Below are 18,050 nucleotides of genomic sequence, written 5' to 3'. Positions count from 1 at the left end.
GGACGAACCCGCCCTACCCGCGCTGCTGCACCTGGCCGCGGCCACCGCCGCCGACCTCATCGTCACCGCCAACCCCCACCGGTCACCACTGCTGGCCCAGCTGCTGTCCACCCCACCGATCGAGCTCGCCCGCAAAACCCACTGCGACATCCTCATCACCGCCTAAACACACTCACAGAAAGCACCCATGACCGAGAACACACCCAGCACCCACACACCCGAGCCCCGCCAGGTCCCGGACTGGATCCCCGCCTTCCCCGTACACGCACCCGACTCCGCCGACCTGCCGCCCCACCACGACCACTGCCTCGGCTGCGGACCGGCCAACCCCCACGGCCACCAGCTACGCGCCCGACGCGACACACACGGCGTCTACGCCCACCACCGCTTCGACTCCCGCCACGTCGGCGCCCCAGCGATCGCCCACGGCGGCGCGGTCGCCACCGTCCTCGACGAACTGTTCGGACTCCTGCTCTACACCGTCGGGGAACCCGCCGTCACCCGCCACCTCGCCATCGACTACCTCGCCCCGATCCTGCTCGACACCCCCTACACCCTCCGCGCCCACATCCACTCCCGCGACGGCCGCAAACTCCACCTGAAAGCCACCATCGAAAACGACCACGCCCACGTGGTCACCACCGCCACCGCACTGTTCCTCATCGTCGACGTCAACCACTTCCTCACCCCACAACAAACCCCCACACACCGATAACACCCCCTGACCTGTTCCGTAACCCGATCGTCCACCGGAACACCACGCAGAACGAACATCGGCCCAGCACACCGGTGTTCCGTAGAGGTGTTCCGCAAACTGTGCCGGTCAACCCCCGCCATCTGGAACACTTTCGGCATGGGTGAGCCGTTCCGCATCGGATACTGCCGCTGCTCCACCGACGAACAAGACGTCGAGATCCAAACCGAACAACTACTGGCGCTCGGAGCGCCGCGCGAGCGGATCTTCATCGACAAAGGGTTCTCCGGGACCACCCGCAAGAACCGGGCCGGCCTGGACAACGCACTCGCCGCCGCCACCTCCGCCGCAGCGGCCATCGACGAGCGACAGGTAGTGCTCATGCTGGCAGGTAGTTCCGTATGCGCGCCCGCATTCGCCGAGCGCAACCTTGCGGCGCTCGAAATGGCCCAGGAATTCCTCCCACTCGGCATCGGTAGGGGTGCGGTATTCCTCGCTCGGCCGCGTTCCTCGGCGCCGCGTGATGAACGCGCGGTGGCCGTTGATTGCTTCTTGTGGGTAGACGGCCTTGTAACCCATGGTGGTGGATATGTCGTTGTGACCCAGCAGCATGCGCAATGTGCGGGGGCATCCCGTTCAGAATTGCGTCCGTGGCAAATATTCTGCGCAGGTCGTGGGGCACGAAGTAGAGCGGTTGGCCGCCGGCGTCTTTTATGTCCGTCGACTCGAGTATTTCCCTGATGCATTTGCGGATCGTCGACGCCGCTATGGCTCGCGTATGGCTGCCGTTGTTCCACTGGAACAGCAGCGGAGCCGGCGTGGCCCAGCATCGTTCGGAGAGGTCATAGAAGGGGACCAATGGAATGGCTCCGTCCTTCTGCCGAACTCGGGCGATGATCGCGGATATGACATCGGCCAGCTCCGGACTGACGACGAGGAGGCGTTCCTCGTCGGTCTTGGACGGCGCGACGTGCAGCAGCGGGATGATCTGCCCTGCTTGGGGGTGTCGATACTGGATGATGCTGTGATGGCTCGTTTCGAGCATCTCCTCGACCCTGACGCCGGTGTGCCGAAGAAACTCGACTGCTGCCCAACCCCAGAAGGCACGATGGTCCTCGGCACGAAGGTGGCGGCGGCGGCCGGTCGAGTCGAAGACGCCCGTAACCATACTGAGCCGCTGATTTTCGTTTCTGCGTGCGGAGACTCTGGTGAAGGTCTCGCCGAAGACGGTGAACGGCTTGCCGGGTTCAGAATTCAACGCTGCGTCCAGTCGGAGGCGGGCCTCCTCGGTGCGGCGTTCGGCGGTCCGCACCAGAACTGGCAGCAAGGGCAGGCGTTCGCGGGTCCGCTGGTCCATGCGCGCCTTTCGGCGCGAATTGACCTTCCTGGTCGAGTGCGCGGTTTCCGACGCGCGGATGGGGCACGGAACGGCCCATCGCGGCCATCGCGCAGAATCCTCGGTAGCCCATTGCGCGATGTCCAGGTAGAACGCCCGGACTGTGGTCAGGAGTTGGAGGTAGTTCACCCGTGGGACGGTGACCTCGACGGTGGTCCCGTCCGGCAGGCGCTTATTCTGGATCTTGACGCGGAGGCGTTCTTTCCACGCATGCGCCACTTTCGGGTCGAGGTCGAGCGAGTCGATGCCTGGATGGTGTGCTTCCAGATCCGTCCAGAAATTCATAACCAGCACCCGCGACAACGAGTCGAGTGTGGTGTAGTCCAGGGCGACTTGCCGTTCCGCCAGGTAGCTGACCAGCAGGTTGCGGACCTCGGGATCAGCGACGTGATACCGATCCACGAGTCGCTCGATGCTGGATCGTCCGCCATAGTTCATGATTGCGCGCAGGGTCACCGGCGCACCCTGCGGAAGGAATCCCGCAGCCTCGAGCAGGGTGTAGAACAGATAGCGCCCCTTTCCGGGCAAACCGATGGCTATCTCCTGCTTGCGTAACTCGACACAGTCTCCGACGGTGATGTCGCGAACGCCGCCGCCCTTGGTCAGCAGCAGGACACAGAGCTGCCATCGGATGACGGGGAGGCAGGTGCTCGACCGGATTTCGGGCGTCATCGCCGTCTTGAGTAGCCCGAAACCCGACGGATCGCGATACTCGGCGATCCTAGTCGTCCAGGTTCCGGTTCGGTTGATAGTAAGCAGGAATGTCGGGCTGGGACAGATGATCCTTGCAATGGACAGCAGCATCAGCGCGGTCAGCAGCTGGGACTTGTCGCCTACCCGGCCGTGTGCCCGGTGCCATTCCGCGGCGGCCGCAGTCCAGTGCGGCTCAGCGGTTTCGGCACCGCTGGCCTGCCATCGCTGCTGCCAGGTCTCGCCAGGGAAGATCTCCAGCCTGCCGAGCAGCCTCTTGACACACAGTCTGCGACGAAAGCGCATATCGTCCGACACCGGAGGAAGCCGTAACCCCTCGAGCCGTTCAATGGTTTTCTCGACGGTCAGGGCCTGACGCGAAGCGGAAAGCACTGGTCGAGCGGGAAATTGATCCAGGATGGTCTCGGCGAGCACTCCACGCGCTTCGCGCGTCAGTTCCTGCTTTCGGCTGGTCGAACCGACCTCAGCCGTCGCTGTGGTTGTCGATGATTTCACTGCGTCCTGCCGAATATGACGTCGAGAGAACGTGGGTCGTAACCCGACGCTGGCGGCTCCGGTGGGGCTGCCGCGCGCTCGTTCTGGCGCGCGTGGTGGGCGAGCGCAGCCGTGATCACCTCACCGTGGGTAGGGGTGGTGTAGAGCTGCGTGGTCGTCAGATCGGCGTGGTCAAGGATCCACTGGACGTCGGTGATGTCCATGTCCGGGTCATCGGCCATGCGGTAGGCCGCGGTGTGCCGAAGGGCGTGGAGCGGATAGTTGGAGCCGAGCGCTTCCTGGGCGCGGGTGAACATTGCTCGGGCCGCGTGATAGGACAGCGGCCGCCAAGGTCGGCGTAGCGTGAACCAGAGTGGATGGCGGTGACCGCGGGAAGCGCCCTTGCGCCAGAGTTATTCCTGGTAGAGCCGCAGCCAGACGAACGCATCAGGCGAAGCCGGCAACTGCTGAGCTTTGCGAGAACCCTTTCGTGTAACCGTGATCAGTTGCTGGCCGGGATCCTCATCGCCCTGGCAGGCGGACAGTAGTTCTTCGGCGCGGGCGCCGGTGGACACCCAGAGCGCCAGCAGGGCGCGGTCCCGGTTCGACTTCAGTGCCGCGAACACCGTGTTGAATTGCTCGTCGGGGATCTTCTTCGGGATCCGCTTGGGAACCTTCGGCCGATAGCGGCCGACCCGCTCCTTCCGATGCGGATCCATCGGGTTGTGGTGCGCGTGAGCCCGCCTTGAGCGTCGTGAGCGGTCCAGCGGGAATGGGTTGATCAATGGGCCTTTGCCGAGTTCCAGCTGGAAGTCGTAGAACGCCCGCCAGACGGTCTCGGCGTGCGCCCGCGACGCTGGCGAGTACTTCGGTCCCGGGCTCGGCCTGCCAGTGACGGCATTGACGACCTGGCTGGGGCGGCCGCGGGGCAAACCGGGCAACTGGCCGTCGGTCCGGTGCCGCCAATGAACTCTCATCGGCTTGTCCGCCAACAACCTCCATCGTCCGAAGTCGCGCCCCTCCATTGGCGTTACTTTGTCCCACGACATGCCGATCGCGGCGAGGAACCGCCACCAGCGAAGCAGATCGCTGCCATATGACCGGATCGTCGACGGCTGCTTGTCGGTGGCCTGTAGCTCGGCGAAGTACCTCGCCGCGGGTTCGATGACCGCGCCGTTCGCGTCGAGAAGCTGGTATGGCTCCCACACGTCACCGGTCCTTTGGAGCCGACCGACGTCCGGCACAACGAGTCTCGACAGATATCGCTCGCCGCCCTCTTCGCACATGGCGAGGAAAGCTAGCAGAAACCTAAGCTGACCTGCAAGGATTACGAAGTTAGTTCAGTCAATACGTCATCGAGGCTTGCGGCGGGGTCTTGGAGGGGGTCGAGCTTTGGGCCGACGGCAGCACGATGCGACGGTACTGGATCGACTAGAGGCGCCATTGCTCGATCGTGGTCCCACCGCCGTCCCGCACCTTGGCGGTGAAGCCATTCCGTTGGCCGAACCCGCAGATCTCGGGTGTGAAATGGGCGTGCGCCTGCGTGGGCATCTCGGCAGGATGCGAGCATGGTTGCCCCGTTGGATATCCCGCGTTTGACTGCAAACGACAGATTTGTGCTCCGCTCCTGGGAGATCAGCGACCTGCCTCTGGTTCGAGAGGCGTCGAGCGACGATCACATCCCGTTGATCACGACCGTTCCGGCGGTGTACTCGCGAGAAGCAGGCGAAGCCTTCGTGCGTCGGCAGTGGGAGCGTGTATCGACCGGCAGTGGGTATCCGTTCGTCATCGTGCGGGTTGAGGACGGTCGGCCGCTCGGGTCGGTCGGTCTGTGGTTGCGGGACCTGGACGAGGGGCGTGCGATGCTGGGCTACTGGGTGGTCAAGTCCGCTCGTGGTCAGCGGGTCGCTGCGGAAGCGCTTCGAGCGGTCACTGCCTGGGCCCTTACTGACCTGGAGATCCGCCGCCTTCACCTATATGTCGAGCCCTGGAATGCCGCATCCCAGCGGACGGCTGAGCGTGTGGGTTTCCAGTGTGAGGGCCTGCTCCGCAGTTGGCAGCTGGTCGGCGAGGAGCGTCGGGACATGATCATGTATTCGATGTTGGGTTCTGATCTGTCCTGATCGGCCGCCTGTTGGCTGACCTCGGTGGGCACCTCCAGATTCGGTACCGTCGCTTACGACCATGACGGCCTCCTACTCGGTCAGGGCTACTATGACCCGCTATCGCCCGGGACGACGATCATCCCGGACGGGCTGCCGAGCGGGAAATTAGCTGGTGAAGGCCGCTGTTCGCGCGGCACTATTGTCCGATGACCGAGATCGAAATCCCGGTGTCCCGGATCGCGTGGAGCGAGCTGCCCATCTCGGTGCGAGGCGAGATCGAGAGTCGCTTGGGCGCGGGAGTGCGTTCGGGATCGACCCAACCGGGCGGATTCAGCCGCGGAATGGCATCCCGGCTAGCGATGGTGGACGGTCGCACGGTGTTTGCCAAAGCAATCCCCATCAGAGACCGTTTCGCCCACCGGTACCGGATCGAAGGCGACACCGCGACTCAGCTCCCAGCAGAGATCCCGGCACCAGCGGTGAGGTTCATGCTGGAAATCGACGGGTGGCGAGTCCTGGTATTCGACGACGTCACCGGTCGCCATCCCCGTTTCGACCAGCCTACGGAATTGGCGGCGGTGCTCGCCGTGGTCGAGGACATGGCACGGATGCTGACACCGAACCCACTACCGGACGTACCGACCCTGGCCGATGATCTCGGATCGGACTTATCAGGTTGGCGGAAGCTGGCCGGCGGCGAGCTGGCCGGTAACTTGGACGAGTGGTCGGCCCGGAACGTGGATCGGCTCGCTGTTCTCGAATCCGGGTGGGAGCGTGCCACGGTCGGGCAGACGTTGCTGCATACCGATCTTCGCGCCGACAACATGCTGGTGCGCCCCGATGGCACGGTGATGATCGTGGACTGGTCCTGGCCATCCGTGGGTGCGGCGTGGGTGGATCTGGTGTTCCTGGCGACCGCCTTCGCCCTGCATGGGGTCGATCCCGAACCGATCCTGGGCTCGCACGCCCTCACCCGGGGCGTCGATCCTGATGCGATCTCTGCGCTGGTGTGCGCGCTGGCGGGGTACTGGATCCGAGAGAGCCGTCGGCCTGGAGGGTCGCAGTCGGTGGCTCTGCGTCGGCACCGCGCCGAGTCAGGTCGCGCAACGGTTGCGTGGTTGCAGCGGCGGGTCGGGTGGAAGTGAGCGCAGCGCGGTCCGCTATGACCGGTGGTGTGAACACGAGGTACGAAGTCGAACATGCGCAGCGGATCGCCGCCGCGCATGACGACCTGGAGCGGCACGGTGCCGCGGTGGTGTCCTGGCTCTTTCCCGCGTCAGTTCGGTATGCGATTGCGGCTGAGGCCATCTGGTTGGCGGAGCAGTTGGGCGTCCGTCGGGACTTGGCTTTCGCCGAGACAGGTTTCACGCCTCGCCGGATGAGGAACGTGAGGCGGGCGCAGATCGCGGAGAGCGGAGTTGTGATCCGGGAGACGTATGCATCACCCGAGGTCGCCGAGGTTGTGGCTGCCGTGGCCGGTCAAGCTGTGTATTCATGCCCGTATGAGCCCGAACAGTTCGTGGTTACCCAGCTGGACCGGGTGGGTGACACGCATGGATGGCATTGGGACGATTACAGTTTCGCGCTGGTGTGGGTGGCCGAATGCCCGGACACCGTTGACGGCGGATTCGTCGAGTGTGTCCCGGGCACGGTGTGGGATAAGCAGCAGCCGGGCATCGAGCAGGTACTTCGTGATCGCGCGATCCACCGGCTGGAGGCCGGTCCGGGACAGGTGTATCTCATGCGGGCGAGTACGACGCTGCATCGGGTGCACCCGATTCGGCGGGGCCGCCGCACGATTGTGAACATGGCGTTCGCGGCGGAGGATGAATTGTCGCGGCCCGTATCGCACGAGACGATGGACGCACTGTGGTCCGAGCCTGGGGATTGAGCGGAGGAAACCTTGCCGGTTGAGAGCGTCACATTGGGATCAGTGGACGGTGTGCGGCTCGACGCAGCGGTCCATATGGCATCCGTTCCGGCCAAGGGGGTCGTGCTGCTGGTGCACGGGATCACTGTGGATATGGACGAGGGCGGTGGGATGTTCGTCCGCTTGGCCGAGCGACTGACCGCTGTGGGATTTGATGTCGTGCGGTTCTCGTTCCGGGGGCATGGAAACAGCGGTGGGACGCAACGCGGAGTGACCATTGCTGGCGAGTGCCTGGATCTGGAGGCTGCGGTGCAGTTCCTCCAGGGGCGGTTTCCGGGCCGGTTTTCGATTGTGGCGGCTAGTTTCGGGGCCGTGTCCACGGTGCTGTCGCTGCCGTGGCTTGCTGATGGGCTTGATCGGTTGGTGCTGTGGAATCCTGTCCTCGACCTGCGGCATACGTTCCTGGAGCCGGATTTGGCGTGGGGTGAAGAGAACTTCGGCGCGTCGCAGCGCAAACTATTGCACGACACCGGAGTCCTGGTGGTCGACGGGGAATTCGAACTCGGCCGCGTGTTGTTCAGCGAGTTCGCCCACTACGACCCACTGGCACGATTCCTCGACAGCACCGTGCCGTCGCTGATCGTCCATGGAGACCGTGACACCGCGGTCTCCTACGAGATTTCCGCTCGGGCCGCGATGTCGAGGCCGAATACGGCGCTGCGTACCATCGCTGGTTCGGATCACGGCTTCGACTCGCGGGAGCGCGAAGATCAGGCGATCTCGGAGACGGTTGACTGGCTGGTCGGCCAGGTCGCGCCCGCCTCGTGACTCCCAGGGACCTGCACGGGCCGATTCGGCTCGGTGATGATGTGATCATCGGCGAGCACTGCGTTCTGGGATGCCCGAAGGAAACGCGTCTGCGGGAAGCTCAACGTGGGCGATGGTCGGCGGGTACTCCTGTCGTGATCGGAGATCGGAGTCTGCTGTTCAACCAGGTCATCATCCAGGAAGGCACAGCTCTTGGCATGGAGTGCGTGGTAGAAGACCGGGCACGGATCGGGTACGGGTGTGTGATCGGCGACCGGACCCGGGTCGTCCACGGCGCCTACATCTGTGATCGCGTCACGATCGGCGCGGACGCGTGTGTCGCTGGGTTCGTTTGCGATGCGACGGTGATCGGTGACCGCGCGACCGTGATGGGCGAGCTGGTCCACGAGTACACGAGTCCGCATCTGGGTTGGTGGGGAGTGGATGAAGAACCGCCCGTGGTCGAGGCGGATTCGGTGGTCGGGTTTGGTGCACGAGTGGTCGGCGGCGTCCGGATCGGGCCTCGCAGCTACGTCGCGGCCGGCGCGGTCGTGACCAAGAACGTGCCGAGTGAGCACGTCGTCACCGGCGTCAATGTTCACACGCCGATCGGCGAGTGGCCCGGTAAACGTCTTTCGGCGCTGATCGAACACTGGACGGCACCGCGACCGATGCGGTGATCGAAGCCGCGCATCACCACCGAATGAAGTCGGAATTCTCGGTGTCGCTGCCGGCGTCGTCCTTCGGTCGTTGTGTGACCAGCGGCGGATCGAACGCTAGCGCGGTGAGTCGCGGTGCGAACCGTGCCCGCACATCGGGTCGTGGATGTGGTGTGTAGAGGGCGGGAAGGAACTCGTCGACCGGCACGATGGCCTCGGTGAGTTCGGTGGACAGTGCGGTACGCAGGCCACTGCGAGTGAGCAGATAGGCGTAGCTGCAGTGGCTGTAGCCGGGGTGGACGATCCCGGGAACCGGCGTAGGGGTGTCCGGCCGGAGCAGGTCGCGCCCGAGGTACAGCATGTCGAATGCGATATCGACTTCGTCGATCAGGTTCAGGGTCTGGAGAAGGCGTGGTGCGAATTCCGGTGGGAGGGTCGCGTCGTCTTCGAGGATCAGAGTGTACGGGGCTGCGCTGTGCTTCTCGGCGTGGTTCCAGCATGCGAGATGAGCGAGAGTGCAGCCTATTTCGCCGTATTTGAGCGGTCGATTCCACCACGGGTTGTCGGAGTCGATTTGCCAGTCGAACAGCTTGATTCCAAGCGCCTGGAGGTCGCTGGTGGCGAGTTGCCGGCCGTCGATGACCACGTCGAGGTCCGAGGTGTAGGTGACCGTCATTGCCGAAGGTAGCCGGGCGCTGATCCATGCTCGGCGGTCTTTCCGCCGTGGCAGATTCACGACATAGGTGGCGATGTCGTCCAGATTCGTCACGCCGTTTGCCCGGGGGAGCAGCGGTGATGGCAGGTGAAGCGTTTGGTGTTGTCGATCACGACTCCCCAGTTCGCGCCGTGGGGGCGGGACATGAGCAGCAGGGGCTCCATGACGGTGAGGTCGGCGACGTCGGTGATGCCGCCGACGCGACGGGCTTCGGTGACCACGACGAAGTCATCCTGACCGACGTGGTCGGAGAGGTATTCGACATTGGTGGGTCCTCGTCGTGGATCGAGTAGTGCGCGGGCCGCGCCGAGGACCCCGAGGGTGAGGCACCCGCCCAGCAGTAGCGCGGTGGTTCCCTGCACGGTGAGCCGGGTGAGCACGGCGAGGTCTTCGATCAGCTCGCCACCGGGTGTCCACCGTGGAGCCATACAGAGGTTGTCCAGTTCGGGTACGACGAGCGGGTCGTCCTCACCGAGCGGATTCGCATCAAAGTAGAAGGGTAACTGAGGGAGGAACTCCCGGTATTTGGCGTTCCACGGTGGGCCGCCGATCACCACGAGAACCTCGACCTGGGTATCGAAGTACTCCGAGGGCGCGAAGTCGCGCACAACCGCGGTGGGAGCGAGTTGCGCCAGTTGGGTGCGGACGAAGATCAATGTGTCCAAGTCAGCGAACTTGGCATACCGCAGGTAGTTCCGATCCTGTGGTGACGCATACTCTGGACGTTCGTCCACGGGGATTTCGGAGCAGACAATGTCGACGCCACCGCTAGGACGCAGGCCCCAGAACCGGCGCACAGCATCGTAGGGATCCTGTTTGCTGGCCCGGCCGTGGTGGCTCGGGCTGCGGTCGATGGCCTGCGTCTGTGCCCCGTCAGGAGCCGACGAGATCGTTACCAGGAGATAAGCCAGGGTGTCGAGGGCTTGGTCGGAACGGCGGCGCACGGTCTTGACCGCGCACTTGAGGTGCTGGGCCAGGGACTCTTGCCTGTCGGTGAGCGTCGGGTAACTGTGGTCAGGTCGAACGTTGAAATCCACTTCGGCGTAGACCCGCTCGCTCTCGGTGAGCTGACCGATCGCCTGACGCAGGATTGCGGCGAGATGTTCGATGTGTTCGGCAGAGCCAGGCTCGGTGTCGGAGTCGCGGCACAGATATGCCTGCACAGGTTCGTCGATGATGGTGAGCAGTGCTGTGGGCCGCGCCAATCCGAGTCCGCGGCGCACCCGTCTCAAGCTGTCCTTCACCTGGTCGATAGAGGGCGGCGCCAGCATCTGTCCACCTTATGTCCAGCGAAGGCGAATGCGACATCGGGTTTCCCGAGCGGCCGTACTACCTGTGTCCAGAAAATGTCCACTCCAGTCCAGGGTGTCCAGAAACTCGGGATGCAGCAGGGATAGCACATACAGCGCAGTGGACAGACACTCGAATCGTGGCTGATCGAAAATCTGTTCGGAAGTAGCAGGATTCGTGCACTCCAGCCACCGTCCAGGAGACCGACGGAAGGGAAAAGTCATGTCGGAGCACGCCACCACCACGGCCGAGCGTGGGGAGTACGAAGCCCCCAAGGTGGAGACGAAATCGATGATCAGCCGCCAGTGCGACTGAGATGACAACCCTGGTCGGCCGCGGTGTGGTCGGCCAGGGACCGGCGGCAACAACAAGGGGTGGTCGAATGCTGACCTTGTACGTGGGTGATCTCCACTTTTCGGGATGGTCGATGCGCGGTCGAGTCGCGGTGGCCGAGAAGGGCCTTCCAGTGGCCGAAAGGATCGTGGAGCTGGATTGGCCGATCCGGGAAAGTCCGGACGGGGTGCTGTTCGCCGGCGACGGGACCGACGAACGCGAGGCCGGTATCGGCTGCGCGTGTGATGCCGACGAACTCGCGGAAGCCGATGTCGAAGGCATTCTGGAGGACTCCGCGATGTCGCTGCTGCCTCGGGTCCCGATTCTGGCCGACACCGAGACCGGAGCCGTTGCCGGAGATGTGGTCTCGATCGCCGAATACCTCGATGAAATCGCACCGGACTCCGGTCCCAGCCTCATGGGCACCACGCGACGCCAACGGGCCTTGGTCCGCTCTATCTCCGCCTGGGCGAGTCACGACCTGCCGTACCTGCGCGAGGGCGCGTCCTACGCACGCTCGCTCCGTACCGCCCCCGGCATTCCTGGGCCCGGCGCGGTGGAGCAGGCACGGTGGCTGTGCGATGTAGTGTCCGGATTGTTGCGCCGTTCGGGCGGTCCGTTCCTCGTCGGAGACTTCGGGCTCGCGGATGTGATGGTGTCGACCTACTTCCAGCAGCTCCGCGGCTGGCATATCGGCATCGACGACCCCACCGTGCGCGACTACGCGGGTCGACTGCTGGAACGACCGTCGGTCGCTGACCACATCGACCAGGCCCGCGCGATCTACCGGGCCATCGACGAAGCCCCGACCGGGTCGCCGCAGTGGATCCTGCGCCACTACCGCTATCACCCGGGCAAGCAATTGCTGCACGACTGGCAACGCGACCGCTGCGAACAACTGGTCAACACCACCGCCGCGGAGGCAGTACAGCTGGCCTATCAGGGTCTCGACCTCGAGCAGATCACGCAGACGCTCGCCCAAACCTATGAGGTGCCGCCGGAGCGCGTTGCCGACGACGTCACCACGTTGTTCGCGCGGCTATCACCCGCCTGACCGCTCGACGCGAGGAGCATCGCTATGCCCGCCACCCTGTCCCGGGCCCTGACCCAGCAGCTGAGATACCGTGCCGACCTCGGCCTGCTGTTCGACCCACACACCGGCACCTTCCATCGACTCCGCAACGCGGTCGCCGAATCGATGGTGTCCCTGATGTTCTCCGGCGCCGATGACGACACCGTCATCGGCGATATCGCGCAGCGCTACAACGCCGCCCCCTCACGCGTCGCCGCCGACGCCGCCGACCTGGTCGCCACCCTGACCTCCCCGCAGCCAGCAGCCGTCCAGGACGACGGCCGCGGATCGTTGCTGGGCGTCGACAAGCGGTTCGACACGAAGCTGGACTTCCCGCTGCGGCTGGAAATCGAGCTCACCGCCGTATGCAACTGGGCGTGCGGATTCTGCTACAACGTGTGGAAGATCGACCCGGACATGAGCGACGCCGAGGTCCGGCGCGCGGTAAAAGCATTGCCGGAAAAGCATATTCCGACCGAGCTGGCATGCTCGATCCTCGACGAATGCGCAGACCGGGGCTGTTTCGTCATCCGCTACAGCGGCGGTGAGACACTGCTGCACCCCGATGCGATGGAGATCTTCGAACACGGTGGACGCCGCGGCCTGTACCAGGTGGTGTTCACCAACGGCCACTTCCTCACCGCCGAACGGGCGAAGCGGCTGGCAGCAGCGAACGTGCGCTGTGTCCTCGTCTCGATCCACGGCGACCGCGACACCCACAACGAACTGACCGGCCATCCCCGCGCCTATGACCGCGCGATCGACGCGATGCGACTGCTGATCGACGCCGGCATCACCGTGGTCGCGGAGATGACACTGGTCAAAAGCAACATCGACGGTGCGCTGGACGTCATCCGCGATGTGCATGCGCTCGGGGTGCGCGAGTTCGGCGTCATGCGCTACGTCCCGACCGGCCGCCACGACGACCGCTACGGCATTCCGGTGTCGGTCACCATGCCGCTGATCACCCGCATCGACCACCTCCTTGCCACCGAATGCCCCGGGATGACGGTGGCGTGGCCCTGCGCGCAGAAGGTGTGCACCTCCGATACCGACACCCCGTTACGGTCCGACGACCCAACCCTCGGATTGCGGCTGTCGCAGATATCCGGGCACTGCGAATCGGGAATGGTGTGGGGCAGCGTCTCCTACGACGGCCGATTGCGGAACTGTCCGCACTCCAACGTCTACTTCGGTTCCCTGCACACCGAACCCCTCGCCGGAGCATGGCCCGCCTTGACCGACGCCGTGCACGCAGCGGTCGCCACCAGGCCAACCTGCACCGGTTGCGCAGTCGCCGACGCCTGCCGCGGCGGCTGCCACCTGCCCAGCTTCTTCGCTCCAGCGACCGGAGTAGCGCTCGGAATGCCCGCTCTCGCCACCGATAGGATTTCCGGATGACCACGGCAACTGCCCACAACGACAACCCCTCCGTCCCCGTATCGATGCAGGAAGCGATCCTTCGTCTGCAGGCGTACTGGTCGCAGCGAGGTTGCCTGCTGGGTCAGCCGTTCAACACCGAGGTCGGTGCCGGCACGATGAACCCCGCCACGCTGCTGAGTGTGCTGGGTCCGGAAATCTGGAACGTCGCCTACGTCGAACCATCCGTACGTCCCGACGACTCTCGATACGGTAAGAACCCGAACCGCTTGCAGACCCACACCCAGTTCCAGGTGATACTCAAACCTGAACCGGGTGATCCGCAGGAGTTGTACCTGGGTTCGCTGGCCGCGCTCGGTATCGACCTCGATGCCCACGATGTGCGGTTCGTGGAGGACAACTGGGCTCAGCCGGCGATCGGGGCGTGGGGTCTGGGCTGGGAAGTCTGGCTCGACGGTATGGAGATCACCCAGTTCACCTACTTCCAACAGGTCGCGGGACAGAACCTCGACCCGATCCCGGTCGAGATCACCTACGGCCTCGAGCGGATCCTGATGGCGATCCAGGGCGTCACACACTTCGAGCACATCGCCTACGCGCCCGGCGTCAGCTACGGCGAAGTGTTCGGCCAGTCTGAGTACGAGATGTCGCGCTACTACCTCGACGACGCCGACATCGACACCACCCGTGGCCTGCTCGCCGCGTACTCGGCCGAAGCCGACCGGATGATCACCACCCGGCTGCCGGTCCCTGCGCATGTACATGTCCTGAAATCCAGCCACGCATTCAACATTCTGGATTCGCGCGGTGCGGTGAGTACAGCCGAGCGCGCGAAGTGGTTCGCGGTGATGCGCAAGCAATCCCGCGAGATCGCCGCCCTGTGGACCGACTTACGTGCGGAGGCCGGGTATCCGCGCGGAGTACACGCCCCGCCGCCGCTGGCCACTTCTCCCGTCGATCCCGCCACGATCACTTCAGCACCCGGATCGGTGCTGCTGTTCGAGATCGGCACCGAGGAACTACCGCCGCATGTCGTGACCGCGAGCATTTCCAGCGTGCGCGCCACACTCATCGAACTCCTTGATTCCACTGCCCTGCCGCATGGTGAGATCACCGTGCAGGCGACCCCACGCCGGATCGGCGTGCGAGTCGAGGGCATCGCCGATAGGGAACCCGACAGCGTGAACGTGCGCCGGGGCCCGAAGGTCGCCGCAGCCTACGATGCCGACGGTAAATCCACTCCGGCTCTCGCCGGTTTCCTTCGTGCGCAGGGTGTTTCGGCCGATGATCTGCAACGGATCGAAGTCGGCGGTGCCGAGCACGTCGCGGTCGAGAGCACTCGCGCCGGCCGTTCGGCGGCAGTGGTACTCACCGATGTCCTGTCCCGGCTCACCCTGTCGTTGCGGGCGGACAAGAACATGCGCTGGCGTGATCCGGAATTGAGTTTCTCCCGCCCTATCCGATGGCTCACCGCGCTACTCGGCGACCAGATCCTCCCGATCACCGCCGGCACATTGGTAGCGGGCCGCAGCACCCGAGGCCACCGCCAGTCCGCTACACCGACGTTCGATCTCCCTGCCGCCGACCACTATCTCCCAGTACTCGAGGCCGCGGGAATCGTCGTCGACCCGGTCGAGCGCCGCGCACGCGTCGTGTCCTCGGCCGCCGCTCTGGCTGAGGCCGCGAACGGCCGGATCGACGTCGACGGCGACGCCGACCTGATCGATGAGATCACCAACCTCGTCGAATCCCCGACCGGTATCCTGGGCCATTTCGACCCGAAATACCTCGACCTGCCAGAACAAATCCTCATCACTGTGATGCGCAAGCATCAGCGTTACCTCCCGGTCCGCTCCGGCGCGGGTGACCTGCTGCCGGTCTTCGTGACGATGGCCAACGGCGACTGCGACGCCGACGTCGTCCGCGGCGGCAACGAAAACGTGCTCCGCGCCCGCTTCGAGGATGCCGCGTTCTTCTGGAATGTCGACCTGACCATCGCCCCTGACCAGTTCCGGGCCCGGCTCGGGGCACTCATGTTCCACGAGAAGGTCGGCACCATGGCTGACCGCGCCGACCGCATTGCCACAGCGGCCTCCATACTTGGCACCCGCAGTGGCCTCCCTGCTGCTGACGCGGCCACCTTGACCCGCGCTGGTGCCCTCGCGAAGTTCGACCTCGCCACCCAAATGGTGATCGAAATGACCTCCCTCGCCGGCACTATGGCGCGCGAATACGCGACCAAGTCCCGCGAATCCGAACCAGTGGCCACGGCACTGTGGGAAATGGAGCTGCCCCGCTCGTCCGGAGACGACCTCCCCACCACCACACCCGGCGCGCTCCTTGCATTGGCAGACCGCTTCGACCTCCTGGTCGCGATGCTCGCCGTCGGCGCCAAACTCACCGGCAACGCCGACCCCTACGGCCTGCGCCGCGCGGCAGCCGGAATCCTGGCAATCCTGCGCGACCACCCCGAACTCGCCGACGTCACCATCCCAATCGGCCTCAGGACCGCCGCCGACCAACTCCGCGGCCAGGGCCTCACCATCGACCCCGCGGTCCTGTCCACTGCTGAGGAACTGATCACCACCCGCTACGAGCAGCGACTCCGCGACGAAGCAGTCGGTCCAGGACTCATCGCCGCAGTCCGTCCCTCCGCCGAGGCCCCGCATCGCGCGGACATGTTGATCGACCAGATCAGCGAAGCCAGCGAGGACAACCGATTCGCCGACCTTGTGGAAGGACTGCAACGGATCATGCGGATCCTGCCTCCCGCCGCGCCCACCACCTACGACCCCGCTAGGCTCATCGGCCCCGCCGAGCAGCAGCTCCTGACCGTGATGGGTTCGGTGCCTGTTGCCGATGGCAAGCCGTTGACCGAATGGATCCCCCACGGCCACACCCTGATCGAGCCACTGACCACGTTTTTCGACGATGTCCTGGTCATGGCCGACGACCCCGCCGACCGCACCGCACGGCTGGGTCTACTGGCCGCGATCCTGGCGAAAGCTCCAGCCGGAATCGACTGGCGAGAAGTCCACCAAATGCTGCAGAAGCGGGATGGATGACACTCGTCGACCCGGCACCGCGCAGGCGGCTGGAGCCATGGCGGATCGCGACGTCATTGTCAGACGGTCAGAGCTTCCGTCATGAGTTACCGCTGCCGCCGCGCGGGCCGCCGCCGTCAATTCGTGTTCGGCAGGAAATCGAATTCGCCGTCGCGGGCTCCGGCAACGAAGGCGGTCCATTCGCCATCGTCGAAGCGGAGCCTGATCGCGCCATCCGCAGTCTGGACGAGGGTGTCCGCTCCGTCCTTGCGGACATTGACGATGCCGTTGGCGCTGCGCGAGCCGCTGCGCGATTCGTCGATAAACGCGGTCCATGCGTGGAGATCGAAGGTGATCGTGCCGTGCGAGGGGTGCTTGCTGTGCCGCAGGTAGACGCGACTATCGCGGGGGGCGACGTCCACGCAGTTCTCACCGGCCCCGCTGTGGCTGGATGTCCGCCAGCCGGCGGAGGGGGCGACCTCGACGCAGTTCTCGCCGTTGCTGCTGTAGCTGGATGTCCGCCATTCGAGGCGGGTGCCGGTGTTCACCGTCACTCCTTGTCTGTCAGGGTGCTGATTCGGGCTCTGATGACTTCAGCGGAGTCGGACTCCGACAGCGCTGCCTCACAGAGCCGGTCAGCTGCCATTTTATACAACTGCACCTGGTCCTGTTCCTGCATGTACAGGGCGCCAGCCGGGTATTCGACATATCCGATCGATTGGGCATTGTCGAAGTTCAGCAGCATGAAGTCGCCGTCGAGTCCGTCGTGGACGGTGACGCTGAGCGGCATGATGTGCAGCTCGACGTTGTCGAGTTCCTGCAGTTCGAGTAGGCGCTCGAGTTGCGGCCGCATCACCGTAGAACCGCCGACCAGGCGATCGAGTACGACTTCCTCCAGGACGGCGCGATACCGCTGCGGGTTGTTTGCTGCGGTGAGGCGTTGTCGTGCCATCCGCGCCTCCACAACCTGAGGTGCATCGATCGGCGGAACTCTCAGGTTCCCCTGAAGAAGCGCCATTGCGTACTCGGGTGTCTGGAGCTGTCCTGGGAGCAGTGTCTGTTCGTAGGTGAATACCGAGGTCGCGAGCCCTTCGAGTCCGACGAAGGTGCGGAACCAGTTCGGGAAGGCGTCGCCGAACGGCGCCCACCAGATTGTCTGGTCGGCCTGGGACGCGAGCGCGGCGAGGCGTGTGATGTGGACGTCGTCGGCGCCATAGAGCTTGAGTAGGTGAGTTACCTCGTCAGGTTGTTGCTGATTACGGCCCGATTCGAGGTAGTTGATCTTTGTCTGGGTGCAGCCGAGGTGTTCGCTGGCCTGGCGCTGTGACATGCGGGCTCGTTCCCGAGCGTCGCGTAACTCCCGGCCGATGAGGAACCGCAGGGCATTCGGATCTGACCGGTCCCATCCTGGCGTCGTCATCGCGGCCTCCATTCATCGATCGTGCGTTAGCACCCTATCCCGCCTCTCAGGGTGGATCGCCCCATCCCTTGCGGCTGGTA

General features: G+C 64.6%; 15 protein-coding genes and 2 pseudogenes. 10 read left to right on the top strand and 7 right to left on the bottom strand.

The window, feature by feature from the left end; translation table 11 throughout:
- Positions 1-187: 187 nt before the first annotated feature.
- Both HOV91_RS28810 and HOV91_RS40200 read left to right on the top strand, forming a co-directional pair.
- Positions 188-715: a PaaI family thioesterase gene (locus HOV91_RS28810; protein WP_051047383.1), complete on the top strand. Its 528-nt coding sequence runs from the start codon at positions 188-190 to the stop codon at positions 713-715.
- A gap of 138 nt (positions 716-853) precedes the next feature.
- A pseudogene (locus HOV91_RS40200) lies at positions 854-979 on the top strand (recombinase family protein); the annotation flags it as partial.
- Positions 980-1,073: 94 nt separating this feature from the next.
- On the opposite strand, the gene HOV91_RS40905 reads toward HOV91_RS40200, so the two are convergent.
- From HOV91_RS40905 to HOV91_RS28795, 3 genes and pseudogenes are all read right to left on the bottom strand, one after another.
- Positions 1,074-3,296 (bottom strand): tyrosine-type recombinase/integrase, encoded by a 2,223-nt coding sequence (locus HOV91_RS40905; RefSeq protein ID WP_051047384.1) that lies wholly within the window; start codon positions 3,294-3,296, stop codon positions 1,074-1,076.
- Positions 3,293-3,634: pseudogene (locus HOV91_RS40190) on the bottom strand (tyrosine-type recombinase/integrase); the annotation flags it as partial. The gene HOV91_RS40905 and the pseudogene HOV91_RS40190, both read right to left, overlap by 4 nt.
- Positions 3,635-3,688: 54 nt before the next feature.
- Complete coding sequence (locus tag HOV91_RS28795; RefSeq protein ID WP_232110913.1) at positions 3,689-4,483, bottom strand: site-specific integrase; 795 nt, start codon at positions 4,481-4,483, stop codon at positions 3,689-3,691.
- Positions 4,484-4,843: 360 nt separating this feature from the next.
- Between HOV91_RS28795 and HOV91_RS28790 the strand changes: the two genes are divergently transcribed.
- The 5 genes from HOV91_RS28790 to HOV91_RS40625 all read left to right on the top strand — a co-directional run bounded on the left by HOV91_RS28790 (position 4,844) and on the right by HOV91_RS40625 (position 8,737).
- Positions 4,844-5,398, top strand: a complete 555-nt coding sequence (locus HOV91_RS28790; RefSeq protein WP_043737892.1) for a GNAT family N-acetyltransferase — start codon at positions 4,844-4,846, stop codon at positions 5,396-5,398.
- Between the two features lie 188 nt (positions 5,399-5,586).
- Positions 5,587-6,525, top strand: coding sequence for a phosphotransferase (locus tag HOV91_RS28785; RefSeq protein ID WP_051047385.1), 939 nt, complete (start codon positions 5,587-5,589; stop codon positions 6,523-6,525).
- Between the two features lie 17 nt (positions 6,526-6,542).
- A complete protein-coding gene (locus HOV91_RS28780; RefSeq protein WP_054814845.1) occupies positions 6,543-7,271 on the top strand; it encodes a HalD/BesD family halogenase in 729 nt (242 codons plus the stop codon).
- Between the two features lie 42 nt (positions 7,272-7,313).
- On the top strand, positions 7,314-8,078 hold the full coding sequence (locus HOV91_RS28775) for an alpha/beta hydrolase (RefSeq protein ID WP_232110914.1): 765 nt from the start codon (positions 7,314-7,316) through the stop codon (positions 8,076-8,078).
- Between the two features lie 344 nt (positions 8,079-8,422).
- Positions 8,423-8,737, top strand: a complete 315-nt coding sequence (locus HOV91_RS40625; protein WP_195029256.1) for an acyltransferase — start codon at positions 8,423-8,425, stop codon at positions 8,735-8,737.
- 13 nt (positions 8,738-8,750) lie between these two features.
- On the opposite strand, the gene HOV91_RS28765 is transcribed toward HOV91_RS40625, so the two are convergent.
- Positions 8,751-9,485: a glycosyltransferase family 25 protein gene (locus HOV91_RS28765; protein ID WP_043737899.1), complete on the bottom strand. Its 735-nt coding sequence runs from the start codon at positions 9,483-9,485 to the stop codon at positions 8,751-8,753.
- Entirely contained in the window at positions 9,482-10,702 is a 1,221-nt protein-coding gene (locus tag HOV91_RS28760; RefSeq protein ID WP_082393300.1) for a hypothetical protein, read from the bottom strand. Before HOV91_RS28760 ends, HOV91_RS28765 begins: the two co-directional genes overlap by 4 nt.
- A 335-nt stretch (positions 10,703-11,037) precedes the next feature.
- On the opposite strand from HOV91_RS28760, the gene HOV91_RS28755 reads away from it, so the two are divergent.
- The 3 genes from HOV91_RS28755 to HOV91_RS28745 are packed head-to-tail and all read left to right on the top strand — an operon-like array spanning position 11,038 to position 16,571.
- Positions 11,038-12,108: a PqqD family peptide modification chaperone gene (locus tag HOV91_RS28755; protein WP_068048184.1), complete on the top strand. Its 1,071-nt coding sequence runs from the start codon at positions 11,038-11,040 to the stop codon at positions 12,106-12,108.
- Positions 12,109-12,132: 24 nt separating this feature from the next.
- A complete protein-coding gene (locus tag HOV91_RS28750) occupies positions 12,133-13,527 on the top strand; it encodes a radical SAM protein (RefSeq protein WP_051047388.1) in 1,395 nt (464 codons plus the stop codon).
- Positions 13,524-16,571: a glycine--tRNA ligase gene (locus tag HOV91_RS28745; protein WP_051047389.1), complete on the top strand. Its 3,048-nt coding sequence runs from the start codon at positions 13,524-13,526 to the stop codon at positions 16,569-16,571. Before HOV91_RS28750 ends, HOV91_RS28745 begins: the two co-directional genes overlap by 4 nt.
- 116 nt (positions 16,572-16,687) lie before the next feature.
- On the opposite strand, the gene HOV91_RS28740 is transcribed toward HOV91_RS28745, so the two are convergent.
- Both HOV91_RS28740 and HOV91_RS28735 read right to left on the bottom strand, forming a co-directional pair.
- On the bottom strand, positions 16,688-17,098 hold the full coding sequence (locus HOV91_RS28740; protein ID WP_051047393.1) for a DUF397 domain-containing protein: 411 nt from the start codon (positions 17,096-17,098) through the stop codon (positions 16,688-16,690).
- A 2-nt stretch (positions 17,099-17,100) separates the two neighbouring features.
- Complete coding sequence (locus HOV91_RS28735) at positions 17,101-17,982, bottom strand: helix-turn-helix domain-containing protein (protein WP_217441263.1); 882 nt, start codon at positions 17,980-17,982, stop codon at positions 17,101-17,103.
- Positions 17,983-18,050: the final 68 nt, after the last annotated feature.

It is taken from the genome of Nocardia barduliensis, from assembly GCF_013315795.1.
Lineage (GTDB): Bacteria > Actinomycetota > Actinomycetes > Mycobacteriales > Mycobacteriaceae > Nocardia > Nocardia barduliensis.
Note: the sequence above shows the minus strand (reverse complement) of the source record. Positions and strands in the feature narration are given on the sequence as shown.

Excerpts from the sequence above, each read along its gene's own strand:
- HOV91_RS28810 (WP_051047383.1), top strand. The coding sequence starts at position 188 with ATGACCGAGAACACACCCAGCACCCACACACCCGAGCCCCGCCAGGTC.
- HOV91_RS28790 (WP_043737892.1), top strand. The coding sequence starts at position 4,844 with ATGGTTGCCCCGTTGGATATCCCGCGTTTGACTGCAAACGACAGATTT.
- HOV91_RS28785 (WP_051047385.1), top strand. The coding sequence starts at position 5,587 with ATGACCGAGATCGAAATCCCGGTGTCCCGGATCGCGTGGAGCGAGCTG.
- HOV91_RS28780 (WP_054814845.1), top strand. The coding sequence starts at position 6,543 with ATGACCGGTGGTGTGAACACGAGGTACGAAGTCGAACATGCGCAGCGG.
- HOV91_RS28760 (WP_082393300.1), bottom strand. The coding sequence starts at position 10,702 with ATGCTGGCGCCGCCCTCTATCGACCAGGTGAAGGACAGCTTGAGACGG.
- HOV91_RS28755 (WP_068048184.1), top strand. The coding sequence starts at position 11,038 with ATGACAACCCTGGTCGGCCGCGGTGTGGTCGGCCAGGGACCGGCGGCA.
- HOV91_RS28750 (WP_051047388.1), top strand. The coding sequence starts at position 12,133 with ATGCCCGCCACCCTGTCCCGGGCCCTGACCCAGCAGCTGAGATACCGT.
- HOV91_RS28745 (WP_051047389.1), top strand. The coding sequence starts at position 13,524 with ATGACCACGGCAACTGCCCACAACGACAACCCCTCCGTCCCCGTATCG.
- HOV91_RS28735 (WP_217441263.1), bottom strand. The coding sequence starts at position 17,982 with ATGGAGGCCGCGATGACGACGCCAGGATGGGACCGGTCAGATCCGAAT.